We start from the raw sequence: 22960 nt of genomic DNA, 5'->3' as shown, positions 1-22960 counted from the left end.
GAGTGCCGACGAACCACCGGGGCGGCTGTGCGGCCGGAACCGGACGACCGGGTAGGGTCTGACGCCGTGCCCGGCAATCCACGTCCACGTACCGTGACCGGAGTCCGGCTCGGTGATCTCGCCGTCCGGCTCGCCGTCGACCTTCCGGCGGACGCCGCCGCGGTGGTCGTCACCGGGGTCACCCATGCCAGCCAGGAGGTTCGCCCCGGCGACCTGTACGCGGCGCTTCCCGGTGCCCGTCGGCACGGCGCGGAGTTCGCCGCCGGCGCCGTCGAGGCGGGTGCCGTGGCGCTGCTGACCGACAGGGCCGGTGCGGAGTTGGCGGCGGGAACCGGTCTGCCCGCCCTGGTGGTGCCCGACCCGCGCGCCGTGCTCGGCGAGCTGGCCTCGGCCGTCTACGGCGATCCGACAGCCGATCTCACGGTGATCGGAGTGACCGGCACCGCGGGTAAGACGTCCACCGCGTACCTGATCGAGTCGGGGCTGCGGGCCGCCGGGCACACCACCGGGCTGGTCGGGACGGTGGAGACCCGGCTCGGTGATCTGGTGATCGACAGTGTCCGCACCACCCCCGAGGCGACCGACCTGCACGCCATGTTGGCCACCGCCCGCGAGCGTGGGGTCACCGCAGTGGTCATGGAGGTCTCCAGCCACGCGCTGGCCATGGGCCGGGTGGGCGGTGTGCGGTTCGCCGTCGGCGGTTACACCAACTTCGGCTCCGACCACCTCGACTTCCACGCCGACAGCGACGACTACTTCGCCGCGAAGGCCCAGCTCTTCGACGGGCGCTGCGCGGTCGAGGTGCTCAACCACGACGACCCGGCGTTGACGCCGCTGCTCAAGCCGACCACTGTCACCTACTCGGCGGCCGGTGAGCAGGACGCGACCTGGTGGGCCGACGGTGTGGGCGGCGAGGGGTACGCGCAGCGGTTCACCGCGCACGGCCCGAACGGCGTGACGGTGTCCGCCGGTGTCGCGCTGCCCGGCCGGCACAACGTGGCCAACGCGCTGCTGGCCATCGCCGCACTGGTCGGTGCCGGGGTGGACCCGGTGACCGCGGCGACCGGTGTGGCTGCCTGCGGGGGCGTCCCGGGCCGGCTGGAACTGGTCGACGTGGCCGCGCCGGTGCGCGGGGTGGTCGACTACGCCCACAAGTCGGACGCGATAGTGGCCGCGCTCGCCGCGCTGCGCGAGCTGAGCGCCGGCCGACTGATCTGTGTGATCGGCGCCGGTGGGGACCGGGACCGGGGCAAGCGGCCGGTGATGGGCGCCGCCGCGGCGGAGGGAGCCGACGTGGTGCTGGTGACCGACGACAACCCGCGCACCGAGGATCCGGGGGAGATTCGCGCCGAGGTGCTGGCCGGGGCGTACCGGGCCGGCACTGCCGCTCGGATCATCGAGGTGGCGGGCCGCCGCGCAGCGATCGACGAGGCGGTGCGGCTGGCCGAGCCGGGCGACGTGATCGCGCTGCTCGGCAAGGGCCATGAGCGCGGCCAGGAGGTGGCGGGTCAGGTGCTTCCGTTCGACGACAGCATCGAGTTGGCCGAGGCGTTGCGAGCCCGCTTCGGGGACCTGGCGGGTCAGCGGTGATCACGCTGAGCCTGGCCGAGGTGGCCGCGGCGGTCGACGGGCGGCTGGTGGCCGCCGACCCGGCAACCACAGTCACCGGGTCGGTGGAGTTCGACTCGCGCAAGGTGGGGCCCGGTTCGCTCTTCGTGGCCTTCCCGGGGGAGAAGGTCGACGGGCACGACTACGCGGCGACGGCGATCCAGGCCGGCGCGGTGGCGGTGCTCGGCAGCCGAGAGGTGCCCGGGGTGCCGATGGTGCTTGTCGACGACGCCCTGACCGCGATGGGCCGACTGGCCCGCGCGGCGGTGGACCGGCTGACCGGGCTGACCGTGATCGGTGTGACCGGCTCGTCCGGCAAGACCACCACGAAGGACCTGATCGGTCAGCTCACCGCCCGGCTCGGGGCCACTGTGGCACCACCCGGCTCGTTCAACAACGAGCTGGGGCACCCGTACACCGCACTGAGGGCTGACTCGGACACCCGCTACCTGGTGATGGAGAAGGGCGCGCGCGGGGTCGGGCACGTGCGGTACCTGTGCGAGCTGGTGCCGCCCCGGATCTCCGTGGTGCTCAACGTCGGCACGTCGCACATCGGCGAGTTCGGCTCGCAGGACGCCATCGCCCTGGCCAAGGGCGAGCTGGTCGAGGCGCTGCCGCCGGACGGGCTGGCCGTGCTGAACGCCGACGACCCCCGGGTGGACGCGATGGCGGGCCGCACACAGGCCCGGGTGGTCCGCTACGGCGAGGCGCCCGACGCCGACGTGCGCGCCGAGGACGTCACGCTCGACGAGCGGGGTCACCCGTCGTACACACTGGTCACCCCGGAGGGTCGCGCCCCGGTGCGGCTCCGGCTGGCCGGCCGCCACCAGGTCGGGAACACCCTCGCGGCGGCGGCGGTCGCCCGGGAGCTGGGCATGCCGCTGGCCGAGCTGGCCACGGCCCTCGGCGAGCTGGGGCTGGTCTCGACCCGACGGATGGACGTCTTCGACCGCCCCGACGGGGTGACAGTGATCGACGACTCGTACAACGCCAACCCGGCCTCGATGGCGGTCGCGGTGCGGGCGCTCGCCAGCATGGGCCAGGGGCGGCGTACCGTCGCGGTGCTTGGTTACATGGCCGAGCTGGGCCCGTTCGAGTACGACGGCCACGCCGAGGTCGGCCAACTCGCGGCCGAGCTGGGTGTCGACCGGCTGCTCGTGGTGGGCGAGCCGGCCGCGCCGATCCACGAAGGCGCGACAGCTGTAGCAAACTGGGGAGGAGAGTCGGTGCTGCTCACCGATCAGGCGGCGGCCGTCGAGGTGCTGCGGAGCGAGCTACGACCGGGTGACGTCGTCCTGGTCAAGGGCTCCCGGTACCGGACCTGGGAGGTGGCCGACGCCCTGCGCGCCGACGCCGGTGGGGAGTCGACCCGATGAGGGCGGTCATCGTCGCCATCGGGGTGGCGTTCCTCGTCTCGCTCTTCTGCACCCCGATCGCGATCAAGGTCTTCACCCGGCTCAAGGCCGGTCAGCCGATCCGGTCCGACGGCCCCGCCATGCACCAGGGCAAGAAGGGCACGCCCACCATGGGTGGCGTGGTCTTCATCCTGGCCACCGTGATCGCGTACGTGGCCGGGCACCTCGCCCTGACCACCCTGCCGGACCAGCAGATCGCCCAGGTGGAGCCGACCATCACCGCGCTGGTGCTGCTGGGCCTGATGGTCTTCTCCGGTGCTGTGGGTTTCCTCGACGACTTCCTGAAGGTGCGCAAGCGCAACAGCGCCGGGCTGAACAAGCGCGGCAAGTTGCTCGGGCAGATCCTGGTCGGTGCGGTCTTCGGGGTGATCGCGCTGTGGTTCCCGAGCACGATGACAAACGGTTCGGGCCTGGCGACCAACACCGAGACGGTGGGCAGCACCACGCTGAGCTTCATCCGGGACATCGACTTCCTGGAGGTCAGCAAGGTCGGCGCGGTGATCATCTTCATCTTCGTGGTGATGGCCGCGACGAACGGCGTCAACCTCACCGACGGTCTGGACGGTCTGGCCACCGGCGCGTCGGTGATGGTGCTCGCCGCGTACGCGCTGATCGCGTTCTGGCAGTACCGGCACTGGTGCGCCGACCCGAACTACACCCAGCCGTACTGCTACGAGGTCCGCGACCCATTGGAGATCGCGCTGATCGCCGGGGCTGCGGCCGGTGCCTGTGTGGGCTTCCTCTGGTGGAACACCTCCCCGGCGCGGATCTTCATGGGCGACACCGGTGCGTTGGGGCTGGGCGGTCTGATCGCCGGCATGGCGATGTCCACCCGCACCATCCTGCTGCTGCCGATCATCGGCGGGCTCTTCGTGATCATCACGATGTCCGTGGTGATCCAGATCATCTCCTTCAAGACCACCGGTAAACGGGTGTTCCGAATGTCTCCGCTCCAGCACCACTTCGAGTTGGCGGGCTGGAGCGAGGTCAACATCGTGGTGCGCTTCTGGATCATCGCCGGCATCGGCGTGGCCATCGCCCTGGGCCTGTTCTACAGCGAGTTCCTCGCCAACATGACCTGATCCCCGCCTCGCCCCCCGCCCCCTCGCCCCGTCGATCTTGCACTTTCGGTTGGCGCAACGTCCACTTATGGGCGTTTGGTCGCCACCCAAAGTGCAAGATCGACGCGTGTCGGCGGCGGGGGTGGGGAGGGTTCGACACGCCCGGTGGGGCGTTGTGGGGCGCGGGGGCCCGTCAGCGGTGATGATGTCGGGGTGGGGGAGGAAATCGGCACCGAGGATGGGACTGTCGGACGGCCGCGACGGTCGCCGAGCGCGACGCGTACGCCGTCGGCCGGCGGGGCGCGCGGCCCGGAGCCCGGCGCGGGGGCCCGCGAACCCGGGCCGCCGGCGCGGGAGGCCGGGCCGACGGGCCGCGAGCCGGAGGCCGTGGCGACCGCACCGCTGCGCGGTATCGACGCGGCCGGCGGGCTCGCCGCGCTGCGCGGCCTGCTGGACCGGCCGCTGACCTCCTACTACCTGCTGCTGTCCTGTTCCGGCCTGCTGCTGCTGATCGGGCTGACGATGGTCTTCTCGGCGACCAGCGTGAAGGACTACGCCGAGGACGGCAACGCCTCGGCCTCGGTGACCAAGCAGGCCATCTTCGCGGTGATCGGCATCGGCGCGTTCTGGGTCTGCCAGCGCCTGCCGGCCAGCACCTACCGGTCGCTGGGCCGCCCGCTGCTCTTCACCTCGGTCGTCCTGCTGGTGGTGCTCAACCTGCTGGTCGCCTACGCCCGGCTGACGAACCAGAAGACAGGGCAGATCGGCCCGATCGAGGCGCGGCTCAACTGGCTCTTCGTCGGCGGGATCCAGCTTCAGCCATCCGAGCTGGCCAAGTTCGCGATGGTGCTCTGGGGTGCGCACATCGTCGCCCGCAAGGGCGCCGCGCTCGGGTGGTGGCGCGAACTGGCCACCCCGCTCTTCCCGGTGGTCGGCCTGCTCTTCGTCCTGGTCGGCTACAACGACACCGGCACGATGCTCTGCCTGCTGGCCCTGATCGTGGGTCTGCTCTGGGCCGCCGGGGTGCGGATAAGGGTCTTCGGCGCCCTGGCGGCGGCCGGGCTGGTCGGGATCGGCCTGCTGGTAGCGGTGGCCTCACTGGGCGCCGGTTCCGGCGAGCGCGGCGAGGACAACTACCGCTTCGCCCGGCTGGACATGTTCTTCAATCCACCGGACCCGGAGACCTGCAAACTTGACGGCTGTCTGCAGTTCTACCAGGGGCGGCTGGCCATCGAGCACGGCGGCTGGTTCGGTGTCGGGCTGGGTAAGGGCAGTCTGAAGTGGGACTGGCTCCCCGAGGCGCACAACGACTTCATCTTCGCGATCATCGCCGAGGAGCTGGGCGTGATCGGGTGCGTCGTGGTGCTCAGCCTCTTCGCGGTCCTCGCGTACACCGGTTTTCGGATCGCCCGGCGGGTCGACGACCCGTTCCGTCGGCTCGCCGCCACCGCCGTGACCACCTGGCTGGTCAGCCAGGCCGTGATCAACATCGGTGGGGTGGTGGGGCTGCTGCCGATCACCGGTCTGCCGCTGCCGTTCATCTCCGACGGCGGAAGTGCCCTGGTGGTGACGTTGGCCGGCATCGGCATGCTGGCGTCCTTCGCCCGCGCCGAACCCGATGCGGCCAGAGCACTGCATGCCCGTCCGCCGGCCCGGTGGGTCCGACTACTCTGGGCCCCGTTGCCGCCGCTTCCCGGCCGGCGTCGCCGACCGGCGACGCCGCCCGCTGGCCGAGGGTCCGTACCCCGGTCCCGCGAGCGGCGCCATGACGATCAGGCCGCGCCGCGCGGGGTCCGACAGGACCGGAGCCGCGGTGGTACGGCGAGCGAGAGGAGACGCTGATGGGTCCGCTGCGTTCGGTGGTGCTCGCGGGAGGTGGCACCGGGGGGCACGTCTACCCGCTGCTCGCCTTCGCCGACTGCCTTCGCCGACACGACCCGGGCGTCCGGATCACCTGCCTCGGCACACCACGGGGCATGGAGAACGACCTGATCCCGCCGCAGGGCTACGACCTGCGGCAGATCCCGGCGTACCAGCTGCCCCGGTCGGTCAACATGAACCTGGTCCGCACACCGGGCCGGATGTGGACCGCGGCGCGCGCCGCGGGCAAGGTGATCGACGAGGTGCGCGCCGACGTGGTCGTCGGCTTCGGCGGGTACGTCTCGGTGCCGGCCTACCTGGCCGCGTGGCGCCGCGAACTGCCCATGGTGATCCACGAGGTGAACGTGCCACCGGGCGTGGCCAACAAGCTGGGCATGAAGTTCACCAAGAACGTTGCCGTCGGCTTCCCGAACCAGCCGAGCCAGGCCGAGTCGCTGCGGGACGCCACAGTCGTCGGTGTGCCGCTGCGCCGCAGCATCGCCGGTCTCGACCGGTACGCGCTGCGTAACGCCGCCCGCGCCCACTTCGGGCTCCGCCCGGACCTGCCGGTGCTCTTCGTGTCCGGCGGCTCGTCCGGCGCCCGCTCGATCAACCTGGCGGTCTCCGGGGCGGCCAAGGAGCTGGCCCGCAACGGCGTGCAGGTGCTGCACGTGATGGGCGCCCGCAACGAGCCGGTGCCGATCCCCACCGACCTGCCGGTGCCGTACGTGACGCTGCCGTACCTGTCCGAGATGGAGCTGGGCTACGCCGCCGCCGACCTGATGCTGGCCCGGGGCGGGGCGATGACCGTCGCCGAGGTGGCCGCTATCGGGTTGCCCACGATCTACGTCCCGTACCCGCACAGCAACCAGGAGCAGCGGCGCAACGCGCTGCCAGTGGTGGAGGCCGGCGGTGGACTGCTGGTCGACGACGGGGAGCTCACCCCGGACTGGCTGGAGCGCACTGTCATCCCCCTCATCCGTGACCCGCAGCGGCTCTACAACATGGGTGCCGCCGCCGGGTCGTACGGCCGGCGCGACGGCGACGAGGCGCTGCGTTCCTTCGTGCTGGCGGCGGTGGCCCGATGACCGCGCAGTTCACCCCGGCCGGCACGCTCACCGCTGAGGACCTGGGCGCCGTCCACCTGATCGGGGTGGGTGGGGTGGGCATGCTCGGCGTGGCCCGGCTGCTGCTCACCCGTGGTATCCGGGTCTCCGGCAGCGACCTGCGGGAGTGGCCCTCGCTGGCCGGCCTGCGGGCGCTCGGCGGCACCATCCACCTCAGCCACGAGGTGAGCAACCTCGACGGCGTGGACACCGTCGTCTACTCGTCGGCAATTCCCCAGGACCACCTGGAGTTGGTCGAGGCGCGTCGGCGCGGGCTGCGGGTGCTGCACCGCTCGGAGGCTCTCGCCGCGGCGATGACCGGCCGTCGGGCGGTGGCAGTCGCCGGCACGCACGGCAAGACGACCACCACCTCGATGGTGACGATGGTGCTCCAGCAGGCCGGAGTGGACCCGTCCTTCGTGATCGGTGGAGAGATCTCCGAGGTCGGTTCGGGCGCCCACCACGGCACCGGCGAGCACTTCGTTGTCGAGGCGGACGAGAGCGACCGCTCGTTCCTCATCTACCGCCCGTACGTCTCGATCATCACGAACGTCGAGGCGGACCACCTCAACACCTACGGCGACTACGCGACGCTGGAGGCGGCGTTCGTGGAGTTCGCCCGCCTCACCGACCCGGACGGGTTCATCATCACCTGCGCCGACGACCCGGGCGGCCGGCGGTTGGCCGAGAGCCTGCGGTCCGCGGGGCGACGGGTCTTCACCTACGGCGAGGCCGTCGACGCCGACCTGCGGTTGACCGAGATGGTCTCCTCCGCGCGTGGGGTGCGCTACCTGGCCGCGATCGACGGCCGGTCACTGGGCGAGTTCCGGCTGCCGGTGCCGGGGCGGCACATGGGGCTGAACAGCGCCGCCGCGGTGCTGGCCGCGTACCTGCTGGAACTGCCGCTGGAGGCGGCGGAGGCCGCGCTGGCGGTCTTCCCCGGGGTGCGGCGGCGCTTCGAGCGCAAGGGTGTCGCGGACGGTGTGCTGATCTACGACGAGTACGCCTACCACCCGACCTCGATGAAACTGGCCATGCAGACGTTGCGCGAGGTCGCCGGGGACGGCCGGCTGATCGTCGTCTTCCAGCCGTACCGGCTGTACCGCACCCGCGACAACCAGGCGGAGATCGCCGAGGCGCTGGCCATCGCCGACGAGGTGGTGCTCCTGGAGGTCTTCGGGCCCGGTGAGTTGCGTCAGCCCGGCGAGGGTTCGGCGGCGCTGATCGCGGCTGTGGATCTGCCCGCCGACCGCAAGGTCTTCGTGGAGTCGTGGGAGCAGGCCCCGATCGAGGTGGCCCGCCGCGCCCGCTCCGGGGACGTGGTGGTCACCATGGGCGCCCCACCGATCTCGCTGATGGGCGACGAGCTGCTGGCCGCCCTGGGTGAGCGTACGGCCGGCTCGGCACCGACCGCGACCGTCGACCCGGTGGCCACCACCCCGGCGATCGGTGATCCGGTGCCGGGTGGGGCGACGGCCGGCGGCGACGGCGCGGCTCTCGGTGGCACCGCCGTGCCCGGCGGCTCGGCGCCCACGGCCGGATGAGTCCCGGCCCGGCCCGAGGGCGGACCAGCGCCGCCGACGGCGGCGCCCCGCGCCGCGGTCCGGCCCGGCGGTGGCAGTTGGTCCGGGCGGGCCGCGACGCGGTACCGCCCTCGACCCGCCGGTTCATGGCCCGTGCCCGGCAGCGTCGCATGCGTGCGGCGCTGCCGTGGGCGGTGACCGCCGGGGTGCTCGCTCTGGCCGGGCTGGTCGCCTGGACGGTGCTCGGTACCGGGCTGTTCGGTGTGCGGGAGGTGCGCGTGGAGGGTGCCGACCTGGTCACCCCGGTGCAGGTGCACGACGCGGTCGGGGTGCCGGACGGCGTGCCGTTGGCCCGGGTGGACCTGACCGCCGCCGCCCGTCGGGTCGGCGCGCTGCCGGCGGTGGAGCGGGCCACTGTCTCCCGGGACTGGCCCGGCGCGCTGGTGGTGCGGGTGACCGAGCGGACCGCGGTGGCTGTGGTGCCGCAGGGCGAGGCGTTCGCCCTCATCGACCGGAGCGGCGTGGCGTTTCGGACTGTGGAGCGACGCCCCGCCGACCTGCCACAGGTGACGGTGGCCCGGCCGGCCGCCGACGACCCGGGCACCCGGGCCGGGCTGGAGGTGCTCGTCGCGCTGACGCCCCAGCTGCGCGCCGAGCTTGTGGACGTGAACGTGGCGGGGCTGGCCCGGATCAGCCTGCGGCTGCGCGGCGAGCGGACGGTGGTCTGGGGCGACGCGACCCGGGGTACTGACAAGGCTCGGGTGGCCACCGCGCTGCTCGACGAGGACACCGACCGGATCGACGTGAGCGCACCGGATGTGGTGACCTTTCGTTGACCGGTGAGCGTGCGCGGACGTGACCCGTGGCGCTCCGCGCGGCGACACGCCGCCCGGGTCCTTGGCTCATAGCGCGGTGGCGCTTACGTTGCCTCGAAGAGCTTCAGTGGTTGACATAACTGTAACCCTCTAGTAGAGGGTTAGGGTTCACCCCTGATCCTCGTTGGTGACAGCTGTCGTCGGCCGCTGGTCTGGCCACGCCGTAACCGGTCGGCCGAAGCCAATCTCGAAGGAAAGGACCGGAGATGACACCTCCGCACAACTACCTGGCGGTCATCAAGGTCGTCGGCATCGGGGGTGGCGGCGTCAACGCCGTCAACCGGATGATCGAGGTTGGGCTCAAGGGCGTCGAGTTCATCGCGATCAACACCGATGCGCAGGCGCTGCTGATGAGCGACGCCGACGTCAAGCTCGACGTCGGTCGGGAGCTGACCCGTGGCCTGGGGGCCGGGGCCAACCCGGACGTCGGGAAGAACGCCGCCGAGGACCACCGCGACGAGATCGAGGAGGTGCTCAAGGGCGCCGACATGGTCTTCGTGACCTGCGGCGAGGGAGGCGGCACCGGCACCGGCGGCGCGCCGGTGGTGGCCAACATCGCCCGCAAGCTCGGCGCGCTGACCATCGGCGTGGTGACCCGGCCGTTCTCCTTCGAGGGCAAGCGCCGCCAGGTGCAGGCCGAGACGGGGATAGACGAGCTCCGCAACCAGTGCGACACGCTGATCGTCATCCCGAACGACAGGCTGCTGGCCCTGGGCGACCGCAACATCAGCATGATGGACGCGTTCCGCACGGCCGACCAGGTGCTGCTCTCGGGTGTGCAGGGCATCACCGACCTGATCACCACCCCGGGTCTGATCAACCTGGACTTCGCCGACGTCAAGAGCGTGATGAGCGGCGCCGGCAGCGCGTTGATGGGCATCGGCAGCGCCCGCGGCGAGAACCGCGCGGTCGAGGCGGCCGAGGCGGCCATCTCCAGCCCGCTGCTGGAGCAGAGCATGGACGGCGCGCGGGGCGTGCTGCTCTCCATCGCCGGCGGCTCCGACCTGGGCCTGTTCGAGATCAATGATGCCGCCCAGCTGGTCACCGACGCGGCCCACCCGGACGCCAACATCATCTTCGGCGCGGTCATCGACGACGCTCTCGGTGACGAGGTGCGGGTGACTGTCATCGCGGCGGGCTTCGACGGTGGCACGCCCGCGTACAAGGCGGCCGAGCCGACCCGTAAGACCAACACCAACCAGCCGGCACCGCAGAGCACCCCGGCGCCGGCGCCGGCCACCAACCCGGCTCCGGCCCAGTCGCCGCGTCGCGTGCTCTTCGACGACGTGGACGTTCCCGACTTCCTCAAGAACGGGTCCTGAGCACCGCCGATGACCGACAGCTCAGCCACGGTACGTCCAGATCGGCACGCCGAACTCGCGGCCGGTCTGGCCCAGGTTCGGTCCCGGGTCGATGACGCCTGCGCGCAGGCCGGCCGGGATCGTGCCGAGGTAACCATGATCGCGGTGACGAAGACCTACCCGGCCAGCGACGTGTTGGCGCTGGCCGGGCTCGGGGTGACCGACATGGGGGAGAACCGCGACCAGGAGGCGGCCGGCAAGGCCGCCGAGGTGGCTGCCGCCGGGGTGCGTCCCCGCTGGCACTTCATCGGCCAGTTGCAGCGCAACAAGGCCCGCTCGGTGGTCCGCTACGCCGACGTGGTGCACTCCGTCGACAGTGTCCGGCTGGCCCGGGCGTTGGCCACCGCGACTGCCGACCGGCAGGAGCCGCTCGACGCTTTGGTCCAGGTGAGCATCGACGGCGACGCCGCGCGGGGCGGTGCCCTGCCCGGCTCGGCGGATCCGGCCGCCGGTCTGGAGCCGGTGGCCGAGGCGGTGGCCGACGCGCCGGGGTTGCGTCTGGTCGGTCTCATGGCGGTCGCTCCGCTGGGGTGGGAGCCGGAGCGGGCGTTCGCCCGGCTCGCGGAGGTCGCCGACGCGTTTCGGGCCGTCCATCCGGGAGCCACCGCGCTGTCCGCCGGTATGAGCGGAGATTTCGAAATCGCGATCCGTTACGGCGCGACACATGTCCGCGTCGGTAGCGCGTTGCTCGGAATGCGTCCCACGCTGCGGTAGCCTGACCGCGAGACATGCAAATTACATCAGTGTTGTTTCAGGGGCGGGCGTCTCCTTAGTCGGGGGTCGTGGCGCGCGACGCGAATCGCGCGCCGGGGGGATTGCCGTTCCGGTCCGGTGGGCATGGTTGTCCACTCGCGACGGGCGACATGGCACGGGGGCGCGTGCCGCACGGCGGACGGAAGGGCGCGGGATGGGTGCACTGCGCAAGGCGGGGGTCTGGCTCGGTCTGGTCGAAGAAGACGACGAGCGGGCCTACGACGACGGTGGCTACGACAAGGGTGGCTACCGCGACTCGCGTTACCGGCAGAGCCGGTACGCCGAGGAGTTCGCCGACGACGACGAGGACGACGCCGAGGAGCCGCCGGCTCCCCGGCCGCGCGACAGCGGGCGGGGTCGACTCTCCGAGCGGTCGAGCGGGCGGTTGAGCGAGTCCGAGCGTGGCGACGGTGAGCGGCCGGAGCGGATCGAGCGGTCCAGCGTCCGGTCGATCACCCGGTCGTCGGCGGGCGAGACCTCCGGTGCGCTGACCTACCACACTCGGGACAACCTGGCCCTCGCGCCGCAGGTCACGTCGCGCGAGCGGGCTCTGCCCGAGGAGGAGCAGCGTTACCAGATCACCACGCTGCACCCCACCACCTACCGGGAGGCGCGCACCATCGGTGAGCACTTCCGCGACGGCGTCCCGGTGATCATCAATCTCACCGAGATGGATGAGGCCGATGCCCGCCGTCTGGTGGACTTCGCCGCCGGACTGGCGTTCGGCCTGCGCGGTACGATCGAGCGCGTGACCAATCGGGTGTTCCTGCTCTCACCGGCTAACGTCCAGGTCACCGCAGAGGACAAAGCCAAGATCGCTGAGGGCGGCTTTTTCAGTCTGAGTTGATCCCGCCCGACCCGAGGGACGTCGCTGACCGTGTTGTCGATCTTACTGCAAGTGTTGTACCTGATCCTTTATGTCTTCCTGCTCCTTCTTCTGTCCCGGTTCGTGTTGAGCGCCGTCCTGCAGTACGGCCGTCGCTGGCAACCGGGGCGTGGAGCATCGGCAGGATTGGAATCCGTGTGGAGCGTCACTGATCCCCCTCTCAACACGTTGAGGCGTGTGATCCCTCCGCTGCGAATTGGTACCGTGAGCATCGACCTGGCCTCCCTTGTGCTCCTGGTTATCCTGTTCGTGCTGATGGAGTTCGTGTTAGGGCCGTCGATCAGGGCATCTGCCTGATGACCGACGCGCTTTCGCGGCCGCAACTGACCCGAGGAGTTTCGATGCCGCTGACCCCGGCCGACGTCCACAACGTCGCCTTCAAAAAGCCGCCGATCGGCAAACGGGGGTATGACGAGGAGGAGGTCGACGCCTTCCTTGACGAGGTCGAGCGCGAGCTCGCCCGTCTCATCGAGGAGAACAACGAGCTGCGCGCCCAGGTGGAGCGCGGCGGCCGTGGCGGTGCCCCCGCCGGCCCCGGCGGCGACGCCCGACTGGCGGCGGAGCTCAACGATGTCAAGGCCCAACTGGACCGGGTGCAGCGCGACAAGTCGGCGGCCGAGCAGGCTGCCCGCGCGATGCAGGCCGAGCTGGAGCAGGTCCGCGCGACCGGCGGCCCGGCCAGCGGCGTCACCGGTGACGGTGAGCAGCAGGCCCTGCGCGTGCTGATGATGGCCCAGCGCACCGCCGACGACCACGTGTCCGACGCTCGCCGCGAGGCCGACCAGCTGCTGTCCGAGGCTCGCAGCAAGGCCGAGGAGGTGACCCGGGAGGCGCGCGCCAAGGCTGACGCCCTTGAGCGGGACGCCCGCCAGCGGCACCAGGAGGCCATGGGCGGCCTGGACGCCAAGCGCACGGCGCTGCAGAAGCACATCGAGGAGCTCAAGCAGTTCGAGCGCGAGTACCGCACCCGGCTCAAGGCGTACCTGGAGAGCCAGCTGCGTGACCTCGACGGTCGTGGCCAGGGCCTCGAAGCCGAGATGACCCGCTCCGAAGCCGGCCGGGTCGCTGGCGGCAACGGGCTGGCGGCAGCGGGTCTCGCTGGTTCGTACGGCGGCGGCGGGCGCTCCGGCGCCCTCGAAGCCGGACGCTGAGCACCGGCCGGCGATCGCTGTCCGCCAATGGTGACGGTCGCCGGCCTGGCCTGGACGGTTCGACGCGGCGGGGGTGAGCCGTGATAGTCGCAAGTCTTCTGCTCATCCTCGTCGCGGTGGCGCTACTGGTGCTCGGCCTGGCCGGTGGCTCCAGCTTCTTGTTGGTCATCTCCATCGCGGCCAGTCTGCTGGCCGCCGTGGCGTTGGTGGTGGGCGCCCGCCAGGCAGCCGCCAACCGCGCCATGGCGGATCCCGGCCGGACCGACCGGCGGCACCCCGACGCACCCCGCACGGCCAGCCAGGCCACACCGGGTGTCGCGTACGGGCCGCCGCTGGTCGAGCCGGAGGTGCCGGTCCAGCACGTGCCCACGACGTTTGGTACCGGCGGCACCGGGTGGCGGCAACCACCCGAGCCGCCGGTCGACCATGCGCCGCCGGTCGATGAGGTGTCGCCGGTCGATGAGGTGTCGCCGGTCGATGAGGTGTCGCCGGTCGACGCGTCGCACGTCGATGACGCGTCGCCGTTGGTGGGTTCGGCGGACGAGGCGCCCGCGCGGGCCCGGCCGGTCAGCCCGGCGTCGCCGATGGACGACGTGTTCGATCCCGCGGTCGCGGCGGTCGACGAGCCGGCCGCCCAGCAGATCACGGCCGCCGAGGCGGCCCGGGTGGCCCGACTGCTCGACGCCGTCGAGGTCGTCGACGGCCGCCCTCGTTACCACCTGGACGGCTGCCCCCACCTGATCGGCTGGCAGCCCGAGACGTTGCCGGTCGCCGAGGCCGTGGACCTCGGCTTCACCCCGTGCGCGCACTGCGCGCCGGCGACCGCTCTCCTCGCCGACGCCCGGCCGATCTGAAGCGGCGCCGGTGCCCGCACAGGACACGCTCACCGTGGCGGTAAGGGTGAAGCCCGGCGCCTCGCGGGACCGGGTGGGTGGCCGCTTCGACGGCCCGCACGGGCCCGCGCTCGTGATCGCGGTCCACGACCCGGCCGTCGACGGCCGGGCCACCGAGGCCGCCCGCCGGGCGTTGGCCGGCGCGTTGGGCGTCCGACCTGCCGTCGTGTCACTGCGTGCCGGCGCGGCCAGTCGGGACAAGCTCTTCCTCGTCGACCGGCCGGGCCCGGAGCTGCCCGAGGTGCTGCGCCGTCTGCGCGACGGATCCGTCGAGTGAGGACAGCCCAGGCAAGGCAGCCGTGACGCCCGGGTTGGATATCGCGCTGCTGCTCGGTGCGGCAGTGCTGCTGGTCGCTGTCGGCGCGGTGCGACTCTCCACGAGGCTCGGCGTGCCCAGCCTCCTGGTCTACCTGGCTCTCGGTGTGGCTATCGGCGAGAACGGGTTGGGCATCCGTTTCGACGACGTCGAGCTGACCCGGACCCTCGGCTTCTGCGCGCTGATCGTGATCATCGCGGAGGGCGGGCTCACCGCCCGGTGGACCACGTTGCGCCCGGTGCTCGGGCTGGCCTCCGCGCTCTCCACTGTCGGCGTGATCGTCAGCATCGCGGTGGTCGGCGTGGCAGTGCACCTGCTGCTGGGGCTGGACTGGCGGTTGGCGCTGCTCTACGGCGCTGTGCTCTCGTCCACCGACGCGGCGGCCGTCTTCGCCACTCTGCGCCGGCTGCGGTTGCCGCCCCGGCTGGTGGCGACCCTGGAGGCCGAGTCGGGGATGAACGACGCCCCGGTGGTGCTGCTGGTGGTGCTGCTGTCCCACAGGGGTTTCGCGCACCCGTGGTGGTACGAGGTCGCGCTGGTCTGTTACGAGCTGGGCGTCGGTGCGGCGGTGGGCGTGGCCGCTGGCGTCGCCGGCACCTGGGCGCTGCGCCGGGCCGCGCTGCCCTCGGCCGGGCTCTACCCGATCGCCGCGGTGGGCATCACAGTTCTGGCGTACGCCGCGGGGGCTGTTCTGCACGCCTCGGGCTTCCTCGCCGTCTATGTGGCAGGGGTGTTGCTGGGCAATGCCCGCCTGTCGCACCGGCAGGCGATTCTCGGTTTCGCGGACGGGCTGGCCTGGCTCGCCCAGATCGGGTTGTTCGTGCTGCTCGGGTTGCTGGTCTCGCCGGGCCGGCTGGACGCGGCGGTACTGCCAGCGGTGGTCGCCGGGCTGGCTCTGGTGCTCCTGGCCCGGCCGCTGTCGGTGGCTGTCTCGGCGGTGCCGTTCCGGGTCGGGCTTCGAGAACAGGCGTTCCTGTCCTGGGCCGGGCTGCGCGGTGCGGTGCCGATCGTGCTGGCCACCATTCCGCTGTCCGAGCGGGTGCCCGGCGCGGAGCGGCTCTTCGACGTGGTCTTCGTGCTGGTGGTGATCTTCACGCTGGTGCAGACCGGGACGCTGGGGCCGTTCGCCCGCCGGTTGCGGGTGACCGCGCCGGCCGAGGCCGCCGAGATCCACGTGGAGACCGCGCCGCTGGAGCGAATGCGGGCGGACCTGCTCCAGGTGGAGGTGCCACCGGGCTCACGACTGGCCGGCGTGCACGTCGACGAGCTGCGCCTTCCGTTGGGCGCGTCGGTGACCCTTGTGCTGCGCGACGGCGTGGGCTTCGTGCCCGCACCGGACACCCGGTTGAAGACCGGCGACAGTCTGCTGATCGTGGCGACCGCAGGGGTGCGGGACGCGGCGGAACGGCGGTTGCGGGCGGTCAGTCGGCGGGGTCGTCTGGCCCGATGGTTTGGTGAGTACGGGGATGAGGTGCCCAATTGATCTGCTAGCGTTCCCTTTGCCCCAGTTAGGCAGGGCTAGGGGCTGTTAGACGGTGCGACGGTGCGGCACGTTGTCGGACGCCTGTACGTTCCGTATTCTTGCCAACCTCCGGAGTGCGCGGCCATCGTCGCCGTGCGCCCCTTTTCGTACATAGGGGACGCCCTAGTCGGCGCCCCCTGTCCAGGCGCCGCGGACCGCGCGGTTCCCCGGCCGAGGGAGCGACCCATGGCGAAGCCATCCGACACCAGGACCGCCGGGCGCAAGCCGGTGGCGAAGGCCACCCGTAGCACGGCGGAGACCGAGAAGATCCGGGCGGCGCTGGCGGCGCGGCGGGACGAGCTTCGTGCCGAGTACGATCAGACGCTGAGTGAGATCACCGAGCTGCAGCGCGATCGGCTGACCGACTCGGCCGGGGACGACCAGGCCGATACGGGCACCAAGACGCTCGAGCGGGAGCAGGAGATCTCTCTCGCCAACAGCATTCTGGAACGGATCACGCAGGTGGAGCGCGCTCTGGAGCGCCTCGACGAGGGTGGTTACGGCTGGTGCGAGCGGTGCGGCAACCCGATCCCGGTCGAGCGCCTCGCCGCCTTCCCGTCGGCCACCCTGTGTGTGACGTGCAAGCAGCTGGAGGAGCGGCGCTGAGGTCCGTTCCCCGGCGGCGATGAGACGGTGAGCGATCACCGCCAAGACTGTCGATGGGGAGCGCATGACCGCAGTACCGTCCGCCGAACCCGGCCGCACCGATCCGGGCGGCGGCACCCGCCGGCCCCGGGCAGTCGCGATTCTCGCCGGAGTCGCCCTGGTGGCCCTGCTGGCCGACCTGGTCACCAAGCACCTCGCGCTGGCCGCGCTGACCGACCGGGAGCCGGTCCGGCTGCTCGGTGGGTTCGTCTACCTGAGCCTGACCCGCAACAGCGGTGCGGCCTGGAGCATCGGCGCGGACCACACCTGGGTCTTCCCACTGATCACCATCGGTGTGGTCGGCTGGATCGTCTGGATGGCACTGCGGCTGCGCTCGCTGCCCTGGGCGGTCTCGCTCGGCCTGGTTCTCGGTGGCGCGTTGGGCAACCTCGTCGACCGGATCTTCCGGGCGCCGTCCCCGTTCCACGGGCACGTCGTCGACATGATCAGCCTCTTCGACCCGTACGGTCAGGTCTGGCCGGTGTTCAACCTCGCCGACAGTTCGCTGGTCTGTGGCGTGCTGCTGGCCGTCCTGTTGGAGTTGACCGGCCGCCAGCGTGACGGCCGGCGGGCGGGTCGCGACGGCGACCCGGCCACGACGGACGCCGCCGCGTCGGGCGCCGAGCAGCGGGAGCGGGCATGACCTCGGCATTCGCCGCTGGCGGCGACCACCGTTCCCTTCCGGTTCCGGACGGCCTCGACGGCATGCGCCTGGACCAGGCCGTGTCCCGCCTGTTCGGGCTGTCCCGCACCGCCGCCGCGGCCCTGGTCGACGCCGGGGACGCGCTGGTCGACGGCTCCGCCCGGCCCAACTCGCACAAGGTCAAGGCCGGCTCCTGGCTGGACGTCACGCTGCCCGCCCCTGTCGCACCGCCGACAGTGGTCCCGCAGGCGGTGCCCGGCCTGCGGGTCGTCTACGCCGACGACGACATCGTCGTGGTCGACAAGCCGGTCGGGGTGGCCGCGCACCCGAGCCCCGGGTGGACCGGGCCGACGGTGATCGGCGCGCTCGCCGCGATCGGGCACCGCATCTCCACCAGCGGCGCCGCCGAACGCCAGGGCGTGGTGCACCGGCTCGACGTGGGCACCACCGGGATCATGGTGGTGGCCAAGAGCGAGCAGGCGTACACGGCGTTGAAGCGGGCCTTCAAGTACCGCGAGGTCGACAAGGGCTACCACGCGGTGGTGCAGGGTCACCTGGACCCGCTGCGGGGCACCGTCGACGCGCCGATCGACAGGCACCCGACCCACGACTACCGCTGGGCGGTGGTGTCCGGCGGCAAGCCGAGCATCACCCACTACGACACCCTTGAGGCGTTCCCGGCGGCGAGCCTGGTCGACGTCCGGCTGGAGACCGGCCGGACCCACCAGATCCGGGTGCACTTCTCCACCCTGCGGCACCCCTGTGTGGGTGACCTCACCTATGGCGCCGATCCCACCCTCTCGGCCCGTCTCGGCCTGGCCCGACAGTGGCTGCACGCCCGCGAACTGAGCTTTTTGCACCCCCGAACGGGGGACGAGGTCCGGTTCGTCAGCGACTACCCTGACGACCTGGACCGTGCGCTTCAGATCCTGCGTGACTGAGCGGCGACCGCCCGACACCGTTCCACAGAGGGGATCCCGCCCGTGCGCGCCGGCAACCTGCTGCGGCAGCTGGACCAGCGGTTGCTGCCGCCGCTGACCCGGACCGTGGCCCGCCTCGGCGACCGGTCGGCGCGCTCCGGCGTGCTCAGTTGGGCCGCGGTGCTCTCCGCGGCGGCGGTGTTGGGCACCGCCGTCTGGGCCGTCGACGACACTCCGGTCGGCGACCGGACGGTCGGCGAGGTGACCCGGGTCGGTGTTGCCGACGGCGACTCCGTCCCCGGCTACCTGCGGTCCGCCGCGGCCGACCTGGCCGCGCTGCCCGCGTCCGCCCCGGCCGCGGAGGGCGGGACGTACGCGCTGGTCACGCTCGACACGTACCTGCCTCCGCAGCGGCTGGCGACGGTGCTCGGCGACGTCGGGGTCTCGACGGTCTTCGGGCGGGTTCCGCTGCCCGGCCGGCAGACCGAGATCGTCAAGATCCCCGCGCTGCGGGTGCCGGACGACGTGGTGGCCGGGATGGACCAGGTGGCGGCCCGCAAGGAGACCGAGGCCGCCGACTACCGGGCCAGGGCCGCCGCTGTGGACGGCGACGGGGTGGGCGAGCGGGAGTTGCGGGAGCAGTACGCCAGTGGCGCCGAGGTGGCCGCCGCCGAGGCGGTCGCGTACCGCACCGGCTGCGCCTGCGTCTACGCGGCGGTGGTTCGCGCGACGCCGGTGGCGCTGCGCGGTGTCGCGGCCCGGCCGGATGTACGGGCGGTCGACCCGGCCCCCGAGGTGTACCGGCTGGACCGGACGGTCTTCACGCCGCCCCTGCCCGAGCAGCGTGACGTGGTGCGCCCGCCGGCCGACACCGGGCCGAGCCCCGTACCGACCCGGTCCGAGCCGCCAGCGCCGATGATCAGCGCACCGGCGCCGTCGGCCCCCGTGGGCGAATCGTCGGAACCCGCACCAGTCGTGACCATTCCGTCACCCGAACCGTCGACGCCGGAGCCCGCCGAGTCGGCGCCGCCGAGCGTCACCACCTCGCCGGACGCCGCCCTCACCGAGCCGTTGCCGCCATCGCCGTCGTCGTGATCTGCGCCGGCTGGTGTGCGCTCTGAGGTGTGGTCCGAATAGGGTTGGGTTCGTAGCCTGTCAGACAGAGATCGATGGCGCTGGGAGGGCGGGCCGTGGAGGGCAGTGAGACCGGCTGGGGCCGGCCGGCCGAACCAGCGCCGCGGTGGCGCGCGCTGTTGGACCGTGCCCGGCTGGGCGGTCGCGGCGCGGAGCAGACCGAGCCGGAGCGGCGCGGCGAGGAACCGCCGCCGGACCCGCTGCCACGACGTGCGGCCCCCAACGGCTACGCCGGGCGGGCACCCGCCATCGGGCATCCGGCCGACCTGTCGTACGGCGCGGAGCCTGCGTACCGGGCCGAGGCGACCTACCGGGTCGACCCCGCGTACCGGGCCGAGCCGGACTACCGGGCCGAGCCCGCGTACCGGACCGAGCCGGGTTATCGGGCCGAGCCGGACTATCGAGCGGAGCCGGCGTACCGGACCGGGCAGCCGGACTACCGCGCCGAACCCGGCTACCGGGCCGAGCCGGGCTACCGCGCTGAACCGGACTACCCCGCCACGCCCGGCTACCGGGCCGAGCCCGACTACCGGGCGGACCCGGGTTATCGGGCCGAGCCGGGCTATCGGGCCGAGCCCGACTACCGGGCTGAGCCGACCTACCGGGCCGAGCCCGAGCCGCCGGCACGCGGCCCCGACCCGGTCCCGTCGCGCTACGCGTTGCTGGACAACGGCTACCGGCCGGGCGACCCGCCGGTGGAGTCGCGGTACGCCCTGCTGGAGACCGGCTACCAGCCGGAGACCGGCTACCCGGCCGCCCCGCCACCGCCCCCGCCGGTCGCCCCGCCGCCCGTGCCGCCGGTCGCCGTGCCGGTCACGCCGCCCGTTCCGCCACCACCCGCCCCGGCGGTCGGCTCGGTGGTCGCCGAACGCGCCTACCCGGCCCGGATCGAATGGCGCCCACCGGCCGTCGACCAGGAGCAGGAGCGCGCCAACGGGGTGCTCCAACGGGACCTGGGCACGCCCCGGGTGTTCGCCTTCGCCAACCCCAAGGGCGGAGTGCACAAGACGACCGCCACAGTGCTCGCCGCGGCGACGGTCGGCAGCGTCCGCGGCAAGGGCGTGCTGGCCTGGGACGACAACGAGCTGCGCGGCACCCTCGGCCTGCGCGCCGGCAGCGCCCGGCACGCCCGGACGATCCGGCACCTGATCAGCGACCTGGCCCAGATCGAGATCCTGGAAGACGCGACCCTGCTGGACCGGCTTGACGACTACCTGCGGCACGCCTCCGACGGCTCGTACGACGTGCTGGCCGGCGAGGAGAGCCCACGCTTCGCCCAGCGACTGGACCAGTTCACCGTCCGACGGGTGCTGGAGCTGCTGCGGCGCACCCACGACGTGGTCTGCGTGGACACCGGCAACAACGTGGAGAGCCCCAACTGGCGCACTGTGATGCAGGCCGCCGACCAGCTGGTGGTGACCACTGTGCCCCGGGAGGACGCGGCGTTCAGCGCGGACTGGATGCTCGACCTGCTGCACGAGGAGGGCATGGGCGAGTTGGCGGACAACGCCATCACCCTCATCTCCTGCCCGACCCCCGGTCGCTCGACGCTCCAGGACGACCTGGAGCGGCACTTCGCCACGCGTACCCGGGGCGTGGCCGTCGTGCCGTACGACCCGGCTCTGGAGACCGGGTCGTCCATCGAGTACCACCAGCTCCAGCCGGAGACCCGGCAGGCGTGGCTGCGGGCCGCGGCGATGATGGTGGAGCCGTTCGCCCGGTGAGCTGGTCTGCCGCCACCGGAGCCCCGGCCGCGCACCGGGCCTGAGAGGATCATCGGGTGAGCCCGGACAACCCCGACCGTGAGCGGCCCGTCGACGAGCCCGACCAATCCGCGCCGCCCGGTACGCCGGACGCGAGACCGCCGGAGGTCGACCCGCCGGCCGCGACGACGCCCGGCGAGTTCGGTCCGGGCCACCTGCCGGACTCGGCGGCGTACCAGAGCTTGTTGGAGCTTCGGTTCGACGAGCCGCGTCGTCCATTGCGTGCCCTGGCGACGGTGCTGGGCACCGTGCTCGCGCTGGCCGTGTCGGGTGTTCCGCTCGGGCTGCTCTGGGCCGCGCTCGCGCCGGACACCCCGGTGCTCAAGACCGCCGAGGGGGCGATCTACGCCGAGCCGCAACCGGAGCAGCCGATCGCCGCCGACGGCTGGTTCAGCCTGCTCGGGCTCGCCTTCGGGCTGCTCGTGGCGTTCGCCCTGTGGTTCGTGCTGCGTCGACGGCGCGGCCCGGTCGGGCTGCTCGCCGCGGTGCTCGGCACCCTGGTCGCCGCGCCGGTGGCCTGGCAGGTGGGACGGCGGATCGGCCTGGCCACCTTCGACCGGCTGCTGGCGACGGCCCCGGTCGGGCAGGCCTTCAGCAAACCCGCCGACCTGCGGGCTGGTGGGGTGGACTGGCTGCTCGGCGTGCTGCCGGTTCCGCACGGCAACCTGCTGCTGCCGGCGTTCGGGGCCGCTGTCATGTACACACTGCTGGCCGGTTGGTCGCGGTGGCCGGGGCTGCGCCCGGAGCCCGAGCCGGGGGACTTCAGTTGGGTGTCGGCGGGGACGCCAGCTCCGACAGCGGCACCGGAACCGCCCGCACCTGACGCAGCAGAGCCGCCTCGCGGTTGAGCAACCGCAGCTCGGCGCGGAGCCGGGAGGCGGTGTCGTCGATCGCCAGCAGCCGTTGCCGGTCGTCGACGGTGAGCGCCGCGGTCGCCGCCACCAGGTGCGAGAGCACGGTCGGGTCCTCCGGCAACTGCTCGGAGATCTCCTCCGGGTCGGAGCGGATCAGGCCGAGGTACTGCCGGAACACAGCGATAACCCGGGCGGCCAGCAGATCGGCCACCTCGTCCGGGCCGCCCGGGTCGGGCAGCCACTCGACGTCGGCGGTCAGGTAGGGCTCGGCGCTGTCGTCGATTTCGGCGATCCGGAATCGACGCCGACCGACAGTGACGATGTCGAAACCACCGTCGGTCAACTCGGTCACCTGGCGCAGCTCGGCGGTGCAGCCCACCTCGTGCAGCGTCACCTCGCCGACGCTCGATCGGGCCGGGGCGCCGGCGGGACCGGCGGGCGCGACTTCCCAGCCGGCCTGGATGGCCACCACGCCGAACTCGCGCGGGGCACCGTCGGGCAGGCCGACAAGGTGCCGGACCAGCGCCCGGTAGCGCTCCTCGAAGATGTGCAGCGGCAGCACCAACCCGGGAAAGAGCACCGTTGCGAGCGGGAAAACCGGCAGCCGTGCGGTCACATGGTCGAGCCTAACCAATCTCGTCCCCGGGGGCGTGGCCCGGCTCACCGTCCCG

General features: G+C 72.3%; 22 protein-coding genes. 21 read left to right on the top strand and 1 reads right to left on the bottom strand.

Annotated elements, in window-relative coordinates; all coding sequences use genetic code 11:
- The first annotated feature begins 27 nt into the window (after positions 1 to 27).
- From MED01_RS05150 to MED01_RS05050, 21 genes are all read left to right on the top strand, one after another.
- Entirely contained in the window at positions 28 to 1590 is a 1563-nt protein-coding gene (locus tag MED01_RS05150; RefSeq protein WP_238667386.1) for a UDP-N-acetylmuramoyl-L-alanyl-D-glutamate--2,6-diaminopimelate ligase, read from the top strand.
- Positions 1587 to 2984 carry a UDP-N-acetylmuramoyl-tripeptide--D-alanyl-D-alanine ligase gene (locus MED01_RS05145; protein ID WP_238667385.1) on the top strand — a complete coding sequence of 466 codons (1398 nt, stop codon included), beginning with the start codon at positions 1587 to 1589 and terminating at the stop codon, positions 2982 to 2984. The genes MED01_RS05150 and MED01_RS05145 overlap by 4 nt, the downstream gene beginning before the upstream one ends.
- Positions 2981 to 4105 carry a phospho-N-acetylmuramoyl-pentapeptide-transferase gene (gene mraY, locus MED01_RS05140; protein WP_030334519.1) on the top strand — a complete coding sequence of 375 codons (1125 nt, stop codon included), beginning with the start codon at positions 2981 to 2983 and terminating at the stop codon, positions 4103 to 4105. Before MED01_RS05145 ends, mraY begins: the two co-directional genes overlap by 4 nt.
- A gap of 366 nt (positions 4106 to 4471) precedes the next feature.
- Positions 4472 to 5926 carry an FtsW/RodA/SpoVE family cell cycle protein gene (locus MED01_RS05135; protein WP_238667485.1) on the top strand — a complete coding sequence of 485 codons (1455 nt, stop codon included), beginning with the start codon at positions 4472 to 4474 and terminating at the stop codon, positions 5924 to 5926.
- The gene (murG, locus tag MED01_RS05130; RefSeq protein WP_238667384.1) at positions 5926 to 7032 is read left to right on the top strand and encodes an undecaprenyldiphospho-muramoylpentapeptide beta-N-acetylglucosaminyltransferase; all 1107 of its coding nucleotides are present in this window, start codon (positions 5926 to 5928) and stop codon (positions 7030 to 7032) included. The genes MED01_RS05135 and murG overlap by 1 nt, the downstream gene beginning before the upstream one ends.
- Entirely contained in the window at positions 7029 to 8594 is a 1566-nt protein-coding gene (gene murC / locus MED01_RS05125; RefSeq protein WP_238667383.1) for a UDP-N-acetylmuramate--L-alanine ligase, read from the top strand. The genes murG and murC overlap by 4 nt, the downstream gene beginning before the upstream one ends.
- Positions 8591 to 9409, top strand: coding sequence for a cell division protein FtsQ/DivIB (locus MED01_RS05120; protein ID WP_238667382.1), 819 nt, complete (start codon positions 8591 to 8593; stop codon positions 9407 to 9409). Before murC ends, MED01_RS05120 begins: the two co-directional genes overlap by 4 nt.
- 245 nt (positions 9410 to 9654) lie before the next feature.
- Entirely contained in the window at positions 9655 to 10770 is a 1116-nt protein-coding gene (gene ftsZ, locus MED01_RS05115) for a cell division protein FtsZ (RefSeq protein WP_091407710.1), read from the top strand.
- A gap of 9 nt (positions 10771 to 10779) precedes the next feature.
- Complete coding sequence (locus MED01_RS05110; RefSeq protein WP_238667381.1) at positions 10780 to 11523, top strand: YggS family pyridoxal phosphate-dependent enzyme; 744 nt, start codon at positions 10780 to 10782, stop codon at positions 11521 to 11523.
- Positions 11524 to 11716: 193 nt separating this feature from the next.
- The gene (locus MED01_RS05105; RefSeq protein WP_238667380.1) at positions 11717 to 12409 is read left to right on the top strand and encodes a cell division protein SepF; all 693 of its coding nucleotides are present in this window, start codon (positions 11717 to 11719) and stop codon (positions 12407 to 12409) included.
- A 30-nt stretch (positions 12410 to 12439) separates the two neighbouring features.
- The gene (locus tag MED01_RS05100) at positions 12440 to 12745 is read left to right on the top strand and encodes a YggT family protein (RefSeq protein ID WP_238667379.1); all 306 of its coding nucleotides are present in this window, start codon (positions 12440 to 12442) and stop codon (positions 12743 to 12745) included.
- Between the two features lie 44 nt (positions 12746 to 12789).
- On the top strand, positions 12790 to 13599 hold the full coding sequence (locus MED01_RS05095) for a DivIVA domain-containing protein (RefSeq protein ID WP_238667378.1): 810 nt from the start codon (positions 12790 to 12792) through the stop codon (positions 13597 to 13599).
- An 80-nt stretch (positions 13600 to 13679) separates the two neighbouring features.
- Entirely contained in the window at positions 13680 to 14453 is a 774-nt protein-coding gene (locus MED01_RS05090; protein WP_238667377.1) for a hypothetical protein, read from the top strand.
- Between the two features lie 10 nt (positions 14454 to 14463).
- Positions 14464 to 14769, top strand: coding sequence for a DUF167 domain-containing protein (locus tag MED01_RS05085; RefSeq protein ID WP_238667376.1), 306 nt, complete (start codon positions 14464 to 14466; stop codon positions 14767 to 14769).
- A 22-nt stretch (positions 14770 to 14791) separates the two neighbouring features.
- On the top strand, positions 14792 to 16291 hold the full coding sequence (locus tag MED01_RS05080; protein ID WP_238667375.1) for a potassium/proton antiporter: 1500 nt from the start codon (positions 14792 to 14794) through the stop codon (positions 16289 to 16291).
- Between the two features lie 225 nt (positions 16292 to 16516).
- Positions 16517 to 16936, top strand: a complete 420-nt coding sequence (locus tag MED01_RS05075) for a TraR/DksA family transcriptional regulator (protein ID WP_091407724.1) — start codon at positions 16517 to 16519, stop codon at positions 16934 to 16936.
- Positions 16937 to 17000: 64 nt separating this feature from the next.
- A complete protein-coding gene (lspA, locus tag MED01_RS05070; protein ID WP_238667374.1) occupies positions 17001 to 17618 on the top strand; it encodes a signal peptidase II in 618 nt (205 codons plus the stop codon).
- Complete coding sequence (locus MED01_RS05065) at positions 17615 to 18559, top strand: RluA family pseudouridine synthase (RefSeq protein WP_091407730.1); 945 nt, start codon at positions 17615 to 17617, stop codon at positions 18557 to 18559. Before lspA ends, MED01_RS05065 begins: the two co-directional genes overlap by 4 nt.
- A gap of 42 nt (positions 18560 to 18601) precedes the next feature.
- Complete coding sequence (locus MED01_RS05060; protein WP_238667373.1) at positions 18602 to 19633, top strand: hypothetical protein; 1032 nt, start codon at positions 18602 to 18604, stop codon at positions 19631 to 19633.
- Between the two features lie 74 nt (positions 19634 to 19707).
- Positions 19708 to 21396, top strand: coding sequence for a MinD/ParA family ATP-binding protein (locus MED01_RS05055; protein WP_238667372.1), 1689 nt, complete (start codon positions 19708 to 19710; stop codon positions 21394 to 21396).
- A gap of 56 nt (positions 21397 to 21452) precedes the next feature.
- On the top strand, positions 21453 to 22283 hold the full coding sequence (locus MED01_RS05050; protein WP_238667371.1) for a DUF2567 domain-containing protein: 831 nt from the start codon (positions 21453 to 21455) through the stop codon (positions 22281 to 22283).
- On the opposite strand, the gene MED01_RS05045 is transcribed toward MED01_RS05050, so the two are convergent.
- On the bottom strand, positions 22198 to 22905 hold the full coding sequence (locus MED01_RS05045; protein WP_238667370.1) for an LON peptidase substrate-binding domain-containing protein: 708 nt from the start codon (positions 22903 to 22905) through the stop codon (positions 22198 to 22200). The genes MED01_RS05050 and MED01_RS05045 overlap by 86 nt on opposite strands.
- Positions 22906 to 22960: the final 55 nt, after the last annotated feature.

It is taken from the genome of Micromonospora alfalfae (assembly GCF_022230925.1).
GTDB classification, from domain to species: Bacteria; Actinomycetota; Actinomycetes; order Mycobacteriales; family Micromonosporaceae; genus Micromonospora; species Micromonospora alfalfae.
This window is presented reverse-complemented; position numbering and strand designations above follow the sequence as displayed.

Bases quoted from the DNA above. Each gene is read 5' to 3' on its own strand.
- murG (WP_238667384.1), top strand. From the start codon at position 5,926: ATGGGTCCGCTGCGTTCGGTGGTGCTCGCGGGAGGTGGCACCGGGGGG.
- mraY (WP_030334519.1), top strand. From the start codon at position 2,981: ATGAGGGCGGTCATCGTCGCCATCGGGGTGGCGTTCCTCGTCTCGCTC.
- MED01_RS05055 (WP_238667372.1), top strand. From the start codon at position 19,708: ATGGCGCTGGGAGGGCGGGCCGTGGAGGGCAGTGAGACCGGCTGGGGC.
- MED01_RS05095 (WP_238667378.1), top strand. From the start codon at position 12,790: ATGCCGCTGACCCCGGCCGACGTCCACAACGTCGCCTTCAAAAAGCCG.
- MED01_RS05075 (WP_091407724.1), top strand. From the start codon at position 16,517: ATGGCGAAGCCATCCGACACCAGGACCGCCGGGCGCAAGCCGGTGGCG.
- MED01_RS05120 (WP_238667382.1), top strand. From the start codon at position 8,591: ATGAGTCCCGGCCCGGCCCGAGGGCGGACCAGCGCCGCCGACGGCGGC.
- MED01_RS05110 (WP_238667381.1), top strand. From the start codon at position 10,780: ATGACCGACAGCTCAGCCACGGTACGTCCAGATCGGCACGCCGAACTC.
- MED01_RS05065 (WP_091407730.1), top strand. From the start codon at position 17,615: ATGACCTCGGCATTCGCCGCTGGCGGCGACCACCGTTCCCTTCCGGTT.
- lspA (WP_238667374.1), top strand. From the start codon at position 17,001: ATGACCGCAGTACCGTCCGCCGAACCCGGCCGCACCGATCCGGGCGGC.
- ftsZ (WP_091407710.1), top strand. From the start codon at position 9,655: ATGACACCTCCGCACAACTACCTGGCGGTCATCAAGGTCGTCGGCATC.
- MED01_RS05105 (WP_238667380.1), top strand. From the start codon at position 11,717: ATGGGTGCACTGCGCAAGGCGGGGGTCTGGCTCGGTCTGGTCGAAGAA.
- murC (WP_238667383.1), top strand. From the start codon at position 7,029: ATGACCGCGCAGTTCACCCCGGCCGGCACGCTCACCGCTGAGGACCTG.